The sequence below is a fragment of the Arthrobacter sp. ES3-54 genome (assembly GCF_029504395.1).
In the GTDB taxonomy this organism is placed as follows: Bacteria; Actinomycetota; Actinomycetes; order Actinomycetales; family Micrococcaceae; genus Arthrobacter.
Map to the genome: position 1 here is coordinate 73,438 of NZ_JAQFIF010000013.1, position 13,750 is coordinate 87,187.

14 protein-coding genes are annotated in these 13,750 nt (G+C 66.9%); 11 read left to right on the forward strand and 3 right to left on the reverse strand.

What is annotated here, in order from left to right:
- Positions 1–272 precede the first annotated feature (272 nt).
- The 6 genes from M2428_RS18190 to M2428_RS18215 are packed head-to-tail and all read left to right on the forward strand — an operon-like array spanning position 273 to position 6,245.
- The gene (locus M2428_RS18190) at positions 273–1,271 is read left to right on the forward strand and encodes a substrate-binding domain-containing protein (RefSeq protein WP_277527359.1); all 999 of its coding nucleotides are present in this window, start codon (positions 273–275) and stop codon (positions 1,269–1,271) included.
- 52 nt (positions 1,272–1,323) lie between these two features.
- Positions 1,324–2,373, forward strand: coding sequence for an ABC transporter permease (locus M2428_RS18195; protein ID WP_277527360.1), 1,050 nt, complete (start codon positions 1,324–1,326; stop codon positions 2,371–2,373).
- 19 nt (positions 2,374–2,392) lie between these two features.
- Positions 2,393–3,310 (forward strand): ATP-binding cassette domain-containing protein, encoded by a 918-nt coding sequence (locus M2428_RS18200; protein WP_277527361.1) that lies wholly within the window; start codon positions 2,393–2,395, stop codon positions 3,308–3,310.
- Positions 3,311–3,340: 30 nt separating this feature from the next.
- Positions 3,341–4,429 (forward strand): Gfo/Idh/MocA family oxidoreductase, encoded by a 1,089-nt coding sequence (locus M2428_RS18205; protein WP_277527362.1) that lies wholly within the window; start codon positions 3,341–3,343, stop codon positions 4,427–4,429.
- Positions 4,429–5,214, forward strand: coding sequence for a TIM barrel protein (locus tag M2428_RS18210; protein WP_277527363.1), 786 nt, complete (start codon positions 4,429–4,431; stop codon positions 5,212–5,214). The genes M2428_RS18205 and M2428_RS18210 overlap by 1 nt, the downstream gene beginning before the upstream one ends.
- On the forward strand, positions 5,211–6,245 hold the full coding sequence (locus M2428_RS18215; protein WP_277527364.1) for a Gfo/Idh/MocA family oxidoreductase: 1,035 nt from the start codon (positions 5,211–5,213) through the stop codon (positions 6,243–6,245). The genes M2428_RS18210 and M2428_RS18215 overlap by 4 nt, the downstream gene beginning before the upstream one ends.
- Before the next feature lie 147 nt (positions 6,246–6,392).
- On the opposite strand, the gene M2428_RS18220 is transcribed toward M2428_RS18215, so the two are convergent.
- Positions 6,393–7,166 carry a gamma-glutamyl-gamma-aminobutyrate hydrolase family protein gene (locus tag M2428_RS18220; protein ID WP_277527365.1) on the reverse strand — a complete coding sequence of 258 codons (774 nt, stop codon included), beginning with the start codon at positions 7,164–7,166 and terminating at the stop codon, positions 6,393–6,395.
- Between the two features lie 39 nt (positions 7,167–7,205).
- Here M2428_RS18220 and M2428_RS18225 point away from each other — a divergent pair, with 39 nt between their 5' ends.
- The 4 genes from M2428_RS18225 (at position 7,206) to M2428_RS18240 (ending at position 10,797) form a co-directional block, all read left to right on the forward strand.
- On the forward strand, positions 7,206–7,700 hold the full coding sequence (locus tag M2428_RS18225; RefSeq protein ID WP_277527366.1) for a polyketide cyclase / dehydrase and lipid transport: 495 nt from the start codon (positions 7,206–7,208) through the stop codon (positions 7,698–7,700).
- Positions 7,701–7,714: 14 nt separating this feature from the next.
- Complete coding sequence (locus M2428_RS18230; protein ID WP_277527367.1) at positions 7,715–8,422, forward strand: FadR/GntR family transcriptional regulator; 708 nt, start codon at positions 7,715–7,717, stop codon at positions 8,420–8,422.
- 197 nt (positions 8,423–8,619) lie between these two features.
- A complete protein-coding gene (locus tag M2428_RS18235; RefSeq protein WP_277527375.1) occupies positions 8,620–9,993 on the forward strand; it encodes an MFS transporter in 1,374 nt (457 codons plus the stop codon).
- A gap of 27 nt (positions 9,994–10,020) precedes the next feature.
- Positions 10,021–10,797, forward strand: coding sequence for an SDR family NAD(P)-dependent oxidoreductase (locus tag M2428_RS18240; protein WP_277527368.1), 777 nt, complete (start codon positions 10,021–10,023; stop codon positions 10,795–10,797).
- 94 nt (positions 10,798–10,891) lie between these two features.
- On the opposite strand, the gene M2428_RS18245 is transcribed toward M2428_RS18240, so the two are convergent.
- Together M2428_RS18245 and M2428_RS18250 are read right to left on the reverse strand one after the other, a co-directional pair.
- Positions 10,892–11,839, reverse strand: a complete 948-nt coding sequence (locus M2428_RS18245; protein ID WP_277527369.1) for a matrixin family metalloprotease — start codon at positions 11,837–11,839, stop codon at positions 10,892–10,894.
- Positions 11,839–13,101 carry a VIT1/CCC1 transporter family protein gene (locus M2428_RS18250; RefSeq protein ID WP_277527370.1) on the reverse strand — a complete coding sequence of 421 codons (1,263 nt, stop codon included), beginning with the start codon at positions 13,099–13,101 and terminating at the stop codon, positions 11,839–11,841. Before M2428_RS18250 ends, M2428_RS18245 begins: the two co-directional genes overlap by 1 nt.
- Before the next feature lie 261 nt (positions 13,102–13,362).
- Between M2428_RS18250 and M2428_RS18255 the strand changes: the two genes are divergently transcribed.
- Positions 13,363–13,599, forward strand: a complete 237-nt coding sequence (locus M2428_RS18255; RefSeq protein ID WP_277527371.1) for a hypothetical protein — start codon at positions 13,363–13,365, stop codon at positions 13,597–13,599.
- Positions 13,600–13,750: the final 151 nt, after the last annotated feature.

Below are 13,750 nucleotides of genomic sequence, written 5' to 3' on the forward strand. Positions count from 1 at the left end.
GGACATACTGCCTTTTTCTGATAGTAGCAGGGCCGCCGCGGGCAGCCAAGGGCCGTCCTGAGGGGCCAGAAGGGTAGGGGCTGGGTGGGCACTGCCGGAACGGTCTGGCCCGTAAATTTGGTTATCTCTTCACCAATCGTTACGTCAAAACATCCTAATGTCAGGACAAACTATTGACAACTGTGATTGGAGTCACCATGATCGGTGGTAGATGGCTCACAGACCGACGCGATGAAGCGGCCGGCGTGGCCCAGAATCGAAGGAGATTGATCGTGACCAAGTTCTCGTGGCGGAAAGCGACCCTCGTGGCGGCCGTTGTACCCATGCTGGCCCTGAGCGCGTGTTCCAGCACCGGCGGCAAGCCCGCTGACACAGCAGGCAATGCGGCCGGCGGAGGCCAGGTTGCCTCGACGCCCCGGATTAAGATCGCCTTGATCACCCACGCTCCGGCCGGTGACACATTCTGGGACACCGTCCGCAAGGGCGCCGAGGAAGCTGCAGCGAAGGACAATGTTGAACTGCTGTACACGGGCGATCCTGAAGCTGGCCGGCAGGCCCAGCTGATCCAGCAGGCCATCGACCAGAAAGTGGATGGCATCGCCGTAACCCTGGCCACGCCTGACGCGCTGAAGGACTCTTTGAAGAAGGCCACTGACGCGGGCATCCCGATTGTCAGCTTGAACGCCGGTGAATCGGTCTCCTCCCAGCTCGGAGCATTCACCCACTTCGGTTCCAACGAGCAGCTCGCCGGTCAAGCCGTGGGCACCAAGCTGGCCGATGATGGCTACAAGCACCCGATCTGCGTGATTCAGGCGCAGGGGCACGTGGGACTTGAAGCCCGGTGTGCCGGTGTCAAAGCCAAGGTACCCGGGACCGAGATCCTGTACGTGAACGGTGCGGACATGACCTCGGTCGAGTCGACGGCGACCGCGAAGCTGCAGGCCTCCAAAGACGCTGATGTCATCATCGGGCTGGGCGCTCCCATCACCCTTACCCTCCTGAAGTCCGTGGCGACCGCCGGAAGTTCGGCCAAGGTTGCCAGCTTCGACCTGAACAAGGAACTGGCGCAGAAGATCGTCGATGGCACTGTCCTGTTCACGGTGGACCAGCAGCCCTGGCTGCAGGGCTACGGCGCAGTCGATGCGCTGTGGCAGAACAAGCGCGGTGGATTCAAGATCGGTGGCGGCCAGCCCGTCCTGACGGGACCCGCGGTCGTCGACAAATCAAATGCATCAGATGTCCTGAAGTTCGCCGAGCAGGGTATCCGCTAACAGCCCGCTGGCCGGGCCGGCTCACGCCGGCCCGGCAGCAAGGAGAAACATCATGACCGTCACCCAGACCAAGACAGAGTCAGCGGCGCCCGATGAGCGCGTCGCCAAGCGCAGTCCGTTCCAGAAACTTCTCGGACGTCCCGAGGTCGGTGCCCTGGTGGGCGCGATCGTCCTCTTCATCTTCTTCGCGTTGGTTTCCCCGACGTTTACCCAGCCCGGTGCCCTGGCCACCATCATGTACGGCAGCTCCACGATCGGCATCATGGCGGTGGGGGTGTCGTTGCTGATGATCGGCGGGGAGTTCGACCTTTCCACCGGCGTCGCCGTGATCACCTCGGCGCTGACGGCGTCGCTGTTCAGCTGGTACTTCACCACGAACGTCTGGGTCGGCGTCGGCCTGGCCCTGGTGGTCTCCTTGTCCATCGGTTTCATCAACGGCTGGATCCTGATCAAGACCAAGCTGCCTTCCTTCATCGTCACCCTGGCGACGTTCCTGATGCTGACCGGCCTGAACCTGGGCCTGACCCGGCTGATCGGCGGCTCCGTGTCCTCACCGTCCATCTCGAACATGGAGGGCTTCGACTCGGCCCGGGCGGTCTTCGCCTCCTCCGTGACGATCGGCGGCGTCGATGTGAAGATCACGGTGTTCATCTGGTTCGCGCTGGTCGCGGTGGCCACCTGGGTGCTGATGCGGACCCGGGTGGGGAACTGGATCTTCGCCGTCGGCGGGGACGCGAACGCGGCCCGCGCCGTGGGCGTGCCGGTCAAGGCCACCAAGATCGGGTTGTTCATGGCCGTGGGCTTCTGCGCCTGGATCCTGGGCATGCACAACCTCTTCGCCTTCGACACCGTGCAGTCCGGTGAGGGTGTGGGCAACGAGTTCCTCTACATCATCGCCGCGGTGATCGGCGGCTGCCTCCTGACCGGCGGCTACGGCTCGGCGATCGGCGGCGCGATCGGCGCGTTCATCTTCGGCATGGCCAACAAGGGCATCGTCTACGCGCAGTGGAACCCGGACTGGTTCAAGTTCTTCCTGGGCCTGATGCTGCTGCTGGCCACCATCGTCAACCTCATCGTCAAGCGCCGCGCGGAACTGAAATAGAAGGGGCCCGAAGAGAACCATGAATGCCAAAGAGATCGACCAGCAGACCCTGCTGCAGAACGAAAAAGACCCCCTCACGCACACCCCGGTGCACCTGCTCTCCCTCGACGGGGTCGCGAAGCACTACGGCAACATCATCGCCCTGTCCGATGTCACCATGGCCGTGGACAACGGCCGCGTCACGTGCGTCCTGGGCGATAACGGCGCCGGCAAGTCCACGCTGATCAAGATCATCGCCGGCCTGCACCAGCACGACGCCGGGATCCTGAAGGTGATGGGCGAGGACCGGAAGTTCGCCTCGCCCCGGGACGCCCTGGACGTCGGCATCGCCACCGTCTACCAGGACCTCGCGGTGGTGCCGCTGATGCCGATCTGGCGGAACTTCTTCCTCGGCTCGGAACTCACCTCCGGGTTTGGCCCGTTCAAGAGCATGGACGTCGAGAAGATGAAGGACATCACGCTCAAGGAACTCGCCGCGATGGGCATCGACCTGCGCGACGTGGAACAGCCCATCGGCCAGCTCTCCGGCGGTGAACGCCAGTGCGTCGCGATCGCCCGCGCCGTGTACTTCGGCGCGAAGGTCCTGATCCTGGACGAGCCCACCGCGGCCCTGGGCGTGAAGCAGTCCGGCGTGGTGCTGCGCTACATCCTGCAGGCCCGCGACCGCGGCCTCGGCGTCATCTTCATCACCCACAACCCGCACCACGCCTTCCCCGTCGGTGACCGCTTCCTCCTGCTCAAACGCGGCAAGTCGATCGGCTACTACGACAAGAAGGACATCACCCTGGACGAACTCACCGCCCAAATGGCCGGCGGCGCCGAACTCGCCGAACTCGCCCACGAACTCGAACAGCTCGGCGGCCACGGCGACATCGTCAAGGAAGTCCAGGGCGAAGTCGCCGATGTGTCCCAGACCACCGGCAAGACCTACGAGTAGCTGCCGTCCCACTCCTGAAAGGACAAGCCTTTGGCTTATCTCAACCGCAACCCGTCCGACGCCGCCCTGCCCGTGCGGATCGGACTCATCGGCTCGGGCTGGATGGGCGCCTTCCACGCCGAAAGCATCGCCCGCCGCGTCCCCGGCGCCGTCCTGGCCGCCATCGCGGATCCCAACCTTGAATCCGCCGGGGCGCTTGCCGGCGCCCTGGGCACTACAAAGGTGACCGCCGACGCCGCCGACCTCCTGGCCGACCCGGAGATTGACGCCGTCGTCATCGCCAGCCCGGCGCGCTTCCACTCCTCCCTGATCAGCCAGGCCGCGGCCGCTGGGAAGCACGTCTTCTGTGAGAAACCCGCCGGGCTGGGGCTCGAGGAGCTCGACGCCGCCCTGGCCGTCGTCGACGCCGCCAGGGTTCACTTCCAGATCGGCTTCAACCGCCGGTACGCCACAGACTTCCAGGCAGCCAAGAAGGACCTTGCCGCCGGAATCGCAGGGGCGCCGCAACTGCTGCGTTCCCTGACCCGGGACCCGGGCACCGGGAGCATCGGCCACGCCGCAAGGATTCCGGCGTGGACCATCTTTCTGGAAACCCTGATCCATGACTTCGACACCCTGAACTGGTTCAACGAAGGCGCCGAGCCGGTCGAGGTCTACGCCGTTGCCGATGCGCTCGTGGAGCCGGACCTGCGCGACCAGGGGTTCCTGGACACCGCCGTCGTGACCATCCGGTACAGCAACGGCGCGATCGCCGTCGCCGAGGCCAACTTCAGCGCACTGTACGGCTACGACATCCGCGGGGAGGTCTTCGGCTCCAAGGGCATGGTCCAGGCTGGCCGCGCCACCGAAACTGCCGCCCGCCGGTTCACCGCCGAGGGGATGTCCGCCGACACCCCACGGCTGAACGTCGAGCTTTTCCGGCAGGCCTACACGGACGAGCTCGTGGACTTCGCGGACGCCGTGCGCGCCCAGCGAGACGGCACCGCCCCGGCGCCGAAGCCCTTCAGCCTCACACCGGGAGCCCCCGACGCCCGGCGCGCGCTGGCCATGGCGCTGGCCTGCATCGAGTCGGTCCAGCAGGGCACGCCGGTGGCCGTCAACGAGAAGGCGGTCCTCTGATGCGGCTCGCCGTTTGCGCTGAGATGGTCTTCACGGACCTGCCGTTCACGGAGCGGGTGCGCCGGCTCCACGACGCCGGCTTCGACGTCGAACTCTGGGACTCGCGATCCAAAGACATCGGCACGCTCAAGGCCACCGGTGCGGTGTTTTCGTCCATGACCGGATACACCTCCGGCAGCCTGGTGGATCCGGACACTGCGGACGACGTGGTGCGGACCGCCGAGTCCCTGATCCCTACCGCCCTGGAGCTTGGCGTCAGCCGGCTGGTGGTCCACCCGGCGGAACTCATCGACGGCCACGCGGCCCGGCCGGTCTACCGGTCCAGCGGCCACATGTGGGCCACCGGCGCCCGGACCCTGGAACGGCTCGGGCAGCTCGGTGAGAAGTACGGAGTGACGTTCTGCCTCGAGAACCTCAACACCATCTTGGACCACCCCGGCATCCCGCTGGCCCGGGCCAAAGACACCCTGGCGCTCGTGCAGGCCGCCGGGCATCCGAACGCCAGGCTCATGCTGGATCTTTACCACGCCCAAATGGGGGAGGGGAACCTGGTGGAGCTCGTCCGCAGTGCCCTGCCGTACCTCGGCGAAATCCAAGTGGCGGACGTTCCAGGTCGCTGTGAACCCGGCACCGGGGAAATCAACTACGCGGCCGTCGCCAGGGCGCTCGTGGACGCAGGCTATGAAGGGACCGTGGGCATGGAAGCGTGGGCCAGTGGCGACAGCTATGCGGCCCTGGAGGCCTTCCGTTCAGCGTTCACCGTGACCGCCAAGGCAGCCGCATGAAGGACGTCGTTCTCGGACTCGTCGGGGTCGGGCGGATCGGCGTCATGCACGCCAATAACATTGCCGCTCTCAACGAGGTCCTGAATCCGCAGGGCATCAACGTCCGGCTCCGGCTCACCGACGTCGCCGAAGACCATGCCCGGACGGTGGCCTCCGGTCTCGGCGCCGAATTCCTGCCGTCGGTCCAGGCTCTGCTTGGCTCCGGGCTCGACGGCCTCGTCATCGCCACCGGCACGGGAACCCACCCCGAGCTCATCAAGGCGGGTGTGGACGCCGGGATCCCGGTCTTTTGCGAGAAGCCCGTGGCTCTGAACGTGTCCGATGCCCTGCCGGTGCTCGACTACATCCGGGACCGGCAGGGCGTGGTGCAGATCGGGCATCAGCGCCGGTTCGACGCCGGCTACCTGGAAGCCCGCCGCGCCTACCAGGCCGGTGAGCTGGGCTGGATCCATTCCCTGCGCGCAGTCACCTGCGACATGACGCCGCCGCCGGTCGAGTTCCTGGCCAGCTCAGGCGGGTTGTTCCGGGACTGCTCGGTCCACGATTTCGACATCCTGCGCTGGCTGACGGGCCGCGAAATCGTCGAGGTATACGCCAAGGGCTCCAACAACGGGGATCCGGCCATTGGCGAGGCCGGTGATGTGGACACGGCCCTCGCGCTGGTGACGTTCGACGACGGCACGGTGGGAACGGTGTCCGCCACCCGCTACAACGGGGCGGGCCACGACGTCCGGTTGGAAATCCAGGGCTCCCGGAGTTCGCTGATGGTGGGTCTGGATGACAAGGCGGCGCTGGCCTCCGCCGAAGCGGGGATCGCGTTCCCCGCCGGGAAACCGCACCTGACCTTTGCCGAGCGGTTCGAGCCGGCGTACCGGTCCGAGATGGCTGCCTTCGTCGAGCTGATTCTTGGCCGCCGGGAGAACCCCTGCACGCCGGAAGACGCCGTGGCGGCGTCCCGGGTGGCTGATGCCGCGCAGGAGTCGCTGGCCACCGGGGTCCCGGTCCGCGTGGCCCTGAGCGTCGCCCGGTGAGCGCCGCGAGGTGAGCGTCGCCCGGTGAGCTGCGCCGGCTGACCGCAGCATCGGGCAAGGCCACTAGCTCGGGATCGCATGCCCGGGATCGAATGCAGTGAAACGGAACCCCGGGGCCCAGGCCCCGGGGCTTCCGGTCATCTGCCCTCAGGGCCGGGGGCGGCACACCTCCACGAAGGCCCGGAACGGCGCGAGCCGCTCCCCGGCCGGGAGCTCCAGTGCTTCGGGGTGCCACTGGACCGAGGCCACCCAGCGCTCCGGATCCTCCAGCGCCTCGACCGTCCCGTCCTCGGCCATGGCCGTCACCCGCAACCCTCCTGCCACCCGGGCCACGGCCTGATGGTGGCCTGAGGCGATCTTCACGCTCACGGCACCGGACCCGCTCCCGTACAGGGCAGCCACCTTGGAGCCGGCCTCGACTACCACCTCGTGCCAGGCCCACGGGCCGGCCCCGTGCACCGGCGCGGGCTCGTGGTGCACCACCGCCCCCGGCGCCATGTCCTGGATCAGGGTCCCGCCGTAGAGCACGTTGAGCAGCTGATGCCCCCGGCAGATGCCGAGCACGGGCAGCCCGGCGTCGATCGCAAGGCGTGCCACGGCGAGGTCCAGCGCGTCCTGGCCATGGTTGACGTCGTAGCTAAGATCGGTTTGTGCCTCACCGTAGAGGCCGGGGTCGAGGTCGCCGCCGCCGGGAAGAACGACGCCGTCAAGGGACGCCAGCGCCGCGGCGAGACCGCCGTCGTCGGGCCCCGCAGCGGTGAGCAGCACCGGTTCGCCCCCTCCCTCACGCAGCAGCTCCACGATGTACTCGAACAATCCGTTGGCTTCCGCCACGCGCGGGTCGGGATCGGCGGAGCTGCTGAGGCGGACGGGAACGCCGATGCGCGGCCGGCCGCCGGGGAGGTTGCGGGAAGTCTGCATGCCTCATTCTGCAACATGATCCCGGACTAGGATTGCCAGATGAACGCCCGCTATCTTGTGTCCCGCAGCCGGTACATCGCCGCTGCCCCCGGTGCCATCTTCGACGTGCTCGCCACGCCCGCCCTTCACAGCGTGATTGACGGCTCGGGCACCGTGAAGGGCGCCCAGCCGCGCGGGCCCAGGCGGCTGTACCTCGGTGCCAGGTTCGGCATGCAAATGAACCTGCGGGTGAACTACAAGATCCTCAATAGGGTCTGCGAATTCGAGGAAGGCCGCCGGATCGCGTGGCGGCACTTCTACGGCCATGTGTGGCGCTATCTGCTCGAACCGTCTACGGGCCCGGACGGCACCGCCGGCACGCTGGTCACCGAGCAGTGGGACGCGCGGCGGGTCCGCGGCAAGAGCCTGCTCCGGCTGGCCGGTTATCTGCGCCGCCATCCGGCCAACCTGGAACAGACGCTGGCCAAGCTGGACGCCTACATGGCCGCGCACCCGGACTTGGGTAATGTGGATGGCAGCACGAAACGCGACTGAAGGTGGGAACTGGGATGGTCCGCAGGACACTTGTCGACGATCTCGTCGACGGCCTGCTCAACGAAATCCTTGACGGAAAACTTCAGCCCCACAGCGCGATTCCGCCGGAAGCAGACATCGCCACGGCCTATGGCGTCAGCCGGCTGACCGTGCGCGAGGCCCTCAAGGCGCTCCGCGCCCAAAACATCCTCTACGTGAAGGCCGGCAGGGGCACCTTCGTCAACCCCACGGACAACTGGACCGGCCTTGACGCGATCTTCAAAGCGGCCTCGCACGGCAACGCGGCCGAACAGGTATCGGTGGGACTGATCGAGATGCGCCGCATGGTGGAGACCGGGGCCGCAGCGCTAGCCGCCAAACGCTACACCCCGGAGCACGCCGAGCGGATGCGCGAGTGCATCGAGGACATGAAGCGCTCCCACGAGTCAGGCGATCTGGACCGGTTCGTCGAAGCGGACATTGGCTTCCACGACGCCGTCCTGAGGGCCTCCGGCAACCCGTTCGTCCGTGCCCTGTTCAGTCAGCTGGGCCAGTTGCTGTACATCACCCGACGTGAAACGTCGGCCGTCGGCGTGATCCAGCAGCATGCCATCGATTACCACCAGCGGGTCATGGACAGCATCCTCAGCGGTGACGCCGAGCGCTCGCGGCAGGCGATGGATGAGCACATGGACCAGACTAATGCGGACTACGAACGCTACGTCCGGGGCGCCAAGTCCTGACCTCCACCCTCGGGCTATTGACGTAACCCGAATCACATTCTAAGATCGTGCCTAGTTCTTGAATCAGATGTCTGACATCTGACTCAACAAGAATCCTGCAGCACGCGCTTCCAAGCGGGCAGGATGACCACCCCCATTCAACCGACTTCCTCACCCGGCACAGCCGCAGGGCAGGAAAACACGTAAGAAGGTCAATGATGACTTCATTAGCCCCCAAGTCCTTCGGACTCGGCGAACTGGGCGACCGCACGCTGCGCAAGGTCCGACGCCGCGTCATGCCCCTAATTGTCCTGCTCTACTTCGTTGCCTATCTGGACCGCAACAACGTCGGATTCGCCAAGCTCACCATGAGCGAGGACATCGGCCTGAACTCCGCCGCCTACGGCCTAGGCGCCGGCATCTTCTTCCTCGGTTACGCCCTCCTCGAGGTTCCCAGCAACGCGGGCATGTACCGGTTCGGGGCCAGGAAGTGGCTGGCACGCATCCTGATCACGTGGGGCATCTTCGCCACCGCCATGTGCCTGGTGAACGGTGAAAGCACCTACTACATCGTCCGGTTCCTGCTCGGTGCCGCTGAGGCCGGCTTCTTCCCGGCGATCCTGTTCTACCTGACGCTGTGGTTCCCCGCCGCACAGCGCGTCACCGTGCTGGGCATCTTCATCCTCGCCCAGCCCGTGTCCAATGCGCTCGGCGCCCCGGTCTCCGGGCTCCTGCTGCAGATGGACGGCGTCATGGGTCTCCAGGGCTGGCAGTGGCTCTACATTATCGAAGGCACCCCGGCGATCGCGCTGGGTCTGCTGACGCCCATCCTCATGACGGACCGCCCGCGGGACGCCAAATGGCTCGACGCCGACGAGCGCAACTGGCTCACCGCCACCATGGACGCCGAACTGGCCGCCAAGTCACAGTCGGGCAAGCACAACTTCCTGGCCGGCCTCAAGGACAAGCGCACCCTGGTCTACTCCGCCCTGTACTTCGGGCTGGTGTGCGGGATCTACGGCCTGGGCCTGTGGATGCCCACCATCGTCGCGGCCCTCGGCAAGTTCTCCACCGCCGAGGTCGGCTTCATCGTCTTCATCCCCTATGCCGTGGCCGCGGTATTCGTCTACTTCTGGAGCAAGCGCGCGGACCGGACGGGCAAGCGTGCCTGGCACTCCGCGGTCAGCATGGTGCTCGCTGGCGTGGGACTCCTGGCCGCCGGCTACCTGCTGCCGGTCAACCCATTCCTTGCGATGATCGGCCTGACAGTCTCGGCCATGGGGATCTACGGGGCCATCGCCCCGTTCCTCTCGATGCCCTCCGCGGCCCTGACCGGTGCGGCCGCCGCTTCCGGACTCGCCCTGGTGAACTCCCTCGGTAACCTCGGCGGCTTCATCTCCCCGTACGCCGTGGGCCTCCTCAAGGACGCCACCGGCAGCAACCAGAGCGGGCTGCTGTTCCTGTCCCTGTGCCTGTTCCTGACCGCCGTGGCCACCTACCTCTACGCCCGCCGGCGCCCCGAGGGCGACGCCGCCCTTGACCCCGCTGTGGCAGCGGCTGCCGCCGTCGTCGTCCCGGCCAAAGTACCCTGATCCAAACTCCCTGAAGGAACCTTCGTCATGACATCAATTACCCCCTTCCCCACTGAACGCACCGTGGTCCTGACCGGCGCCGCGTCAGCCCGCGGCATCGGCCGCGCCGCCGCCGACCGCCTGGCCAGCGAGGGCTGGTCCATCGCAATCCTGGACATCAATGCCGAGGACGCTGCCGCAGCTGCCGCCGAGATCGGTTCCAACCGTGCGGTCAAGGCCATCGGCGTCGGCGCGGACGTCTCCGACGCCGCGTCGGTGGACCGGGCCATCACCGAGGTCGAGGGCGCGCTGCCCCCGATCGTGGCCCTGGCCAACCTGGCCGGCATCAGTTCCCCGACGACGTTCATGGAAACCACGGTCGAAGAGTGGGACAAGGTCTTCGCCATCAACATGCGCGGATCCTTCATCGTCTCCCAGCGGGTGCTCAAGGGCATGATCGAGCGCAAGCTCGGGCGGATCGTGAGCATCTCCTCGATTTCGGCCCAGCGGGGCGGCGGCACCTACTCGAAGGTCGCGTACAGCGCGTCCAAGGCCGGGATCATCGGATTCACCCGCGCCCTGGCCCGAGAGGTGGGCGAATTCGGCGTCACCGTCAACGCCATCGCCCCCGGCCCCATCGACACCGACATCATGGGCGGCACGCTGAGCGAGGACCGCAAGGCGCAGATGTCCGAGGGCATCATGATGGGACGCGTCGGCAGCCGCGAGGAAGTGGCGGCCCTCATCGCCTTCCTGCTCGGCCCGGACGCCGGTTACATCACCGCGGCCACGTATGACATCAACGGCGGCCTGCAGGTCTCCTGACCTGCTCGCACCTGACCTGCCCGCACCGCCGTTGCGCTATCACTTTGGGGTCTTAAAATCCCGGAATGGCCACCCAGAGTGATAGCGCAACGGGTCAGAGATCCTTGCGGCACTGGGCGTGGCCGAGCTGGTAGAGCCCGTTCAGGTCGCCATCGGCAAGCCCGTCCGGGGCCCCGATCTCCGGGTACATCAGCTGGGCCGGGTCATCGACATGCTCCAGGCCCATCACATGGCCGAGCTCGTGCAGGATCACGGCCGTGGCATAGGCCGCACCCTCGGACCGGTCCAGGTCTTCCGCGATTTGCGGAGCGTCCAGTTCCAGGCTGCCGGTCACGAAGCTCTTGGGACCGTCGCCAAAACTGAAGTGGGTGCTGCCGCCGGTGCCGATCACCGGGCCTTTGAGCTGCGGGGCCAACTCCGGCGTGGTCCAGGCGATCAGCAGCGGCGCCCACCTGTCCCCGTAAAGATCCTTCTGGTAGGGCGCGCGGGTTGGCGAGGGCGCCTCGGACGTGGGGCCGTCATTGATGAACCTGATCCCGGTGGCCTCCGAGATCGTCCGGATGGAGTCTTCCACGAGCCGCTCTGCACCCTGCGGGGCCAAGGCGGCATTGATCACGTAGTGCAGCGGCCGGCACGGCGAATAACCCACCGGAGTGCCGTCGTCGTTCGTCGCGAGGAACTTGTACGAGGTGCTGGCGGTCTCCGGTTTCCGGGGCGTGCCGAGGGGTTGGTCCTGCTCCTCGAGCCCGGGCGGGGGAGTGTCCGTCCGGTCGCCATCGGCCGGCACGGCAGGCTGGCCGGACGCCTGGCCGGACCGCGGCGCCACCGGCAGGGCACGGCCTGCGTTGTCCCCTGCTTCGTGTCCCGTTCCGCGGGAGACCTCGAAGAGGCCGGTGAATCGGGGGTCGCCGTAGACCAGTCCTGCCGTGAGGAAGGCCCCGCCGGCAATCACCGCGGCGGCGGCAAGGTTCCTGGCAACCCGCAGCGCCGTGGCGCCCCGGCTGTGTCGCGGCCTGCGATCCCGAAATTCAGGACCGTCCACTAGCCAACCACGGCGCCAAAGGCCATGCCCAGCAAGTACGTCACGCCGGCTGCGCCCATGCCGATCGCCAGCTGGCGCAGGCCGCGCGTGGCGGGCGAGGTGCCCGAGAGCAGGCCCACGACGCCGCCGGTGAGCAGCAGTGCCAAACCGACCAGGGAGGCCGAAACCACCAGCGCGGCGATTCCTGTCATCCCCAGCAGGAAGGGAATGATGGGGATGATCGCGCCGGACGCGAAGAAGCAGAAGCTCGACGCCGCCGCGCCCCACGCGGTGCCGACAGCCTCGTGCTGGTCCCCGCTTTCGGGCAGTTCCGGGCGCAGGGACAGGCTCGGATCGCAGTCGCAGTCCAGCAGGCCCATCCGCTCCGCGACGCGGTGCTCGGCGGCCTCCCGGGACATGCCGCGGGCCAGGTAGACGAGCAGGAGCTCGTTGTGCTCGATATCCAGCAGCGGCGCCGCCGCCAACGTGATCTGGGTGGGTCGGGTTGCCGCGAGGAGTTCCCGCTGCGACCGCACGGAAATGAACTCGCCGGCCCCCATGGACAGTGCACCGGCCAGCAGCCCGGCGACGCCGCTGAGGAGCACCACCTGGCTTCCCACGCCCGAGGCCGCCATGCCCATGACGAGGGACAGGTTGCTGACCAGCCCGTCGTTGGCGCCGAAGACGGCGGCGCGGAACGTTCCCGCCAGCCGGTTGCGGCCCCGGGTAGCCAGTCCGCGGACCACCTCTTCATGGATCTGCTCGTCGGCGACCATGGCGGGGGTGGCGAACGCTTCAGTGGCGTAGGGCGAGCGGCTCTCCGCCCGCTGGGCCAGGGCCAAGACGAAGACCGAGCCAAAGTGTCGGGCCAGGAAGCCCAGGAACCGGCTCCGCAGTGAGGCATGCCGGTCCTTGCCGGCGTGCTCGCCCAGCAACTGGATCCAGTGGGCCTCATGGCGTCCCTCGGCCTCGGCCAGCGCCAGCAGGATGGCGCGCTCCTCGCCGGAGCGGTTCTGCGCCAGGTCCCGGTAGACGGCCGCCTCGGCACGCTCATCGGCGAGATACTGGCGCCAGCGCTTGATGTCCGCGGCGCTCGGATCTGAACTGGGAGATGAGCTGGAAGCTGAAGCGGAAGCTGAGCTCGGTGCAGTGACGGGAGTTGCGCCGGGGGCAGGGGAGGCGTGCGGCGGGGCGGGACGCGGGTCCGTGCCGCGGGCCGAAGAGGCTTGTGTCGGGTGTTGCTGCGAAGAATCGTTGCATTCCGATTCGGTGTGCTGAGACACGAAAAACTCCTGGGTTTGGTCGGGCGTGGTCCGGCCCCATTGCGACTCCAGAGTACCCCGTAATTCCGGGGTTTTCCGGCTGGCCATCCTCAGCGGAAAGTTTAGGGAGGCCGCAACTGTCCTGCCGCGGCGGGGCCGTCCGTCGCTACTTTCCGGGAGCAATTGTGAGCCCTTGACCGTCCGTTTCCACGGTGGTCGAATGAAACCCAGGGCGGGCTCCCCGGGGCCTTGCCACCACCGACGCCGCATGGAGGTTGCATCATGGATAGCACCGCATCACACCCCATCCAGCCGGCCCGGGAGTCACTCGAGTCCGATCCCGCCTACGACTACGCCGAGGACGCGCCCGTCAGTGATGCCGCGGAGACCGAGGACGAGGAGCTTCTCCAAGAGGCTGATCGGCTCGTTCCCCTGGACGCGGAGGACTTCCTGGGCGACGAGAAGCCGGTGGTGCCCCTGGAGGGGGAAGAATTCCTTGAACCCGAAGAGAACGAGTGATTCCCGCGGACTCTGACGTGCCTTAAAGGCCGACGGCGGTGCCTCCCCTTCGAGGGCTTGGGTTCTAACGGTCGTTGCAACACCCGAAGTTTTGGGAGTTGCAACGACCGTGCCTCGTTTAATGGATGGTTCATCGGAACCTCAGAAACAT